This is a genomic window from Acidimicrobiales bacterium, assembly GCA_036273495.1.
GTDB lineage: Bacteria > Actinomycetota > Acidimicrobiia > Acidimicrobiales > JAJPHE01 > DASSEU01.
In genome coordinates this window covers 1-2,740 of sequence record DASUHN010000058.1, presented here as the reverse complement: position 1 = coordinate 2,740, position 2,740 = coordinate 1, and the positions used below count along the sequence as shown (strand labels likewise).

Below are 2,740 nucleotides of genomic sequence, written 5' to 3'. Positions count from 1 at the left end.
GAGGGACTACGAGGTGGCGGGGCCGTGGCCGGGTGCCGGGTGGGCGGATGGGGAGCGGAGCCGGTTCGGCGGCTACGCCGGGAGGCTGTGGGACCCGCTGCTGGACTGCGAGAGCCTGGCGTAAGCGCCGGGTCAGGCGCGATCGAGCTCGGCGATCAGCTTCTTGGGCGCCACGTTGCGGTAGCTCTCCTCCAGGCACTCCTCGAGGAGGTCCTGCTCGACGGAGGTGATCGGCAGGAAGACCCAGCCCGACTTGCCGAGCCCGTAGCCGGCGGGGGCGGCGTCGGGGATCGAGAGGGCGTGGTCGTGAGCCTCGGTGAGCTTGACCGTGACCCGGACGGTGTCGGCATCGGGCAGGCCCATGAACACGAAGACCTTCTTTCCGACTTTGACCACCACCTCGCCCCAGGGGTGGTCCTCCCATGTGCCCGGCAGGGCCAGGGCCGCCTTGCGGAGGGACTCCCACTTGGCGGCGGCGCTGGTCTTGCGGGGCATAGCGACCTCCATGGAGCGGGCCGGCCGGGGCAGCGTAGATTGACTGTTATGCGCTACGTCGAGGTGGGTGGAGTCCGGCTGTCAGCTATCGGAGTGGGCTGCTGGCAGTTCGGGAGCCGGGAGTGGGGCTACGGCTCCGGCTACGCCGAGGGGGAGGCGGGGCGGATCGTCCAGCGGGCCCTCGACCTCGGGATCAACCTGCTGGACACCGCCGAGGCCTACGCCTTCGGGCGGTCGGAGCGGATCGTGGGGCAGGCCATCGCCGGGCGGCGGGCCGAGGCGTTCGTGGCCACCAAGATCTTCCCGGTCATGCCGGTCCCGGCCATCGTCGAGCAGCGGGGCAAGCGGAGCGCCCGCCGGCTGGGCATCGAGACCATCGACCTGTACCAGATCCACCAGAACAACCCCGTGGTCCCGCTCCGGCTGCAGATGGAGGGGATGCGCCGGCTGGTGGACGCCGGCCTGGTGCGCCACGTCGGGGTGAGCAACTTCAGCCTGGCCCGCTGGCAGGAGGCGGAGTCGGTCTACGGCCGGCCCGTGCTGTCGAACCAGGTGCAGTTCAGCCTGGTCGACCGCCGCCCGCTGGCCGACCTGGTGCCGTGGGCTTCGTCGCAGGGGCGACTGGTCATCGCCTACAGCCCGCTCGGACAGGGGCTGCTGTCGGCCCGCTACGACGGGACCAACACGCCGAAGGGCGTGCGGTCGATGAACCCGCACTTCCTGCCCGAGAACCTGGAGCGGTCCCACGAGCTGCTCATGGCACTGCGCGACATCGCCAAGAACCACGAGGCCACGCCGGCCCAGGTGGCGCTGGCGTGGGTGATCCGGCGCCCCAACACCGTGGCCATACCCGGCGCCAGCTCGGTGGACCAGCTGGTCCGCAACGCCGAGGCGGGGGATCTGGAGCTGTCCGACGACGAGGACGCCCAGCTCACCTCGGCGGCGGAGCGGTATCAGCCGGTGCAGGGGGCAGCGGCGGTGCCGAAGATGCTGCGCAGGCGGTTGCCGGTCTGACTCCGCCGCCGGGCCGGTAGAGCCACGCGGGTATGGCGTATCTGGTGGCGCGCCTTACATGAAGTTGCGGGTGTGCAGGGCGGACAGCTCGGTTGCCTCGGCGTCGGAGAAGCCGAGGCGCAGGAGCCGCCGCCGGCGCCCCTCGTCCATCTCGGCCTGTAGCGACTGCACCCGGGCCCAGCCGGCGGCGATGGCCTCGGGTGCCCATGAGCCGGCAGCGACCACCACGAGGGCGTCGTGGACGGCGGGGGACAGGCCCGACGTGGAGGCGAGGGCGTCGTGGCGGCGTTCGGTCGCGGCGCGCAAGCGGTTGCGGTAGTGCCGGTCGGCGGCCAGGTGCTCGCCGAGGTGGCCGAGGGCAAAGGCGACGTGGCGGGCCTCGTCCTGGAGAGCCAGACGGGCAATCCGGGATGTGACCGGATCCGGGGCGTAGCGGTCCAGGAAGGCGAGCAACGAGAGGAAGGTGCCTTCCCCGAGGACGGAGAGCAGGAACGACGCGGTGGCCCAGTCGGGTTCGTCAAGAAGGGTCTGCAGGGATGCCCGGCCTCCCGCTCCGGAGACCCCCAGGGGTCGGCCCGACAGGCACGCCCGGCGGGTGAACACCTCGACGTGGCGGGCCTCGTCGGCCAGCTGCGTGGCGAGGAACTGGACCACTTCCCGGAAGTGGGGATGGATCCGGGCCAGGAACCGGGCCGGGACCGTCAGGGCGGCCAGCTCGTTCTCGATCAGGTAGGTCATCAGCTGCACCACGGCGCTCTCGACGTCGTCGGGAAGGCCCGGATGGGCCCAGTCCACAGCGGTGGCCGGGTCCCACTGGCCGGCCGCGGCCTGGGCGTAGAGCCTGGGGGCCAGGTCGGCCCAGACCTCGTCGCGCCGATCGAGATCGGCCAGGGGCAACGGCGGTCCACCGTCCTCGATGAGGGCGCCCCGGGCGGCCAGTCCCCACTCCGCTGGCGGGTGGTCGACGACGGTCCCCGGTTCCCCCGCCCGCTGGGCACCGGCCAGGCGCCGGTCGGCGGCGTCGCCCCGGGTGATCACATCGCCGTCGACGCGGTGACCCCGGGCCCGGGCCCAGGGGGCCAGGTGAACCGGCAGGTGGGGATCGGTCCCGACCACCCGCAGGCGGGCGCCGGGCGCGAGGGGAGCCAGCGCCCGGTCGAGGAGGGGCCGGACGGCCGGGTCGGCGTAGTCCATGCCCAGCAGCAACGACGCGAACGGATCGAGGAGCGCG

3 protein-coding genes are annotated in these 2,740 nt (G+C 72.6%); 1 reads left to right on the top strand and 2 read right to left on the bottom strand.

Annotation, left to right across the window (positions count from 1 at the left end; genetic code table 11):
• Positions 1-132 precede the first annotated feature (132 nt).
• Positions 133-495: an MmcQ/YjbR family DNA-binding protein gene (locus VFW24_02345; GenBank protein ID HEX5265586.1), complete on the bottom strand. Its 363-nt coding sequence runs from the start codon at positions 493-495 to the stop codon at positions 133-135.
• A 48-nt stretch (positions 496-543) separates the two neighbouring features.
• On the opposite strand from VFW24_02345, the gene VFW24_02340 reads away from it, so the two are divergent.
• Positions 544-1,509, top strand: coding sequence for an aldo/keto reductase (locus VFW24_02340; protein HEX5265585.1), 966 nt, complete (start codon positions 544-546; stop codon positions 1,507-1,509).
• Positions 1,510-1,563: 54 nt separating this feature from the next.
• On the opposite strand, the gene VFW24_02335 is transcribed toward VFW24_02340, so the two are convergent.
• On the bottom strand, positions 1,564-2,740 hold a 1,177-nt coding region (locus VFW24_02335), incomplete at its 5' end, for a hypothetical protein (protein HEX5265584.1).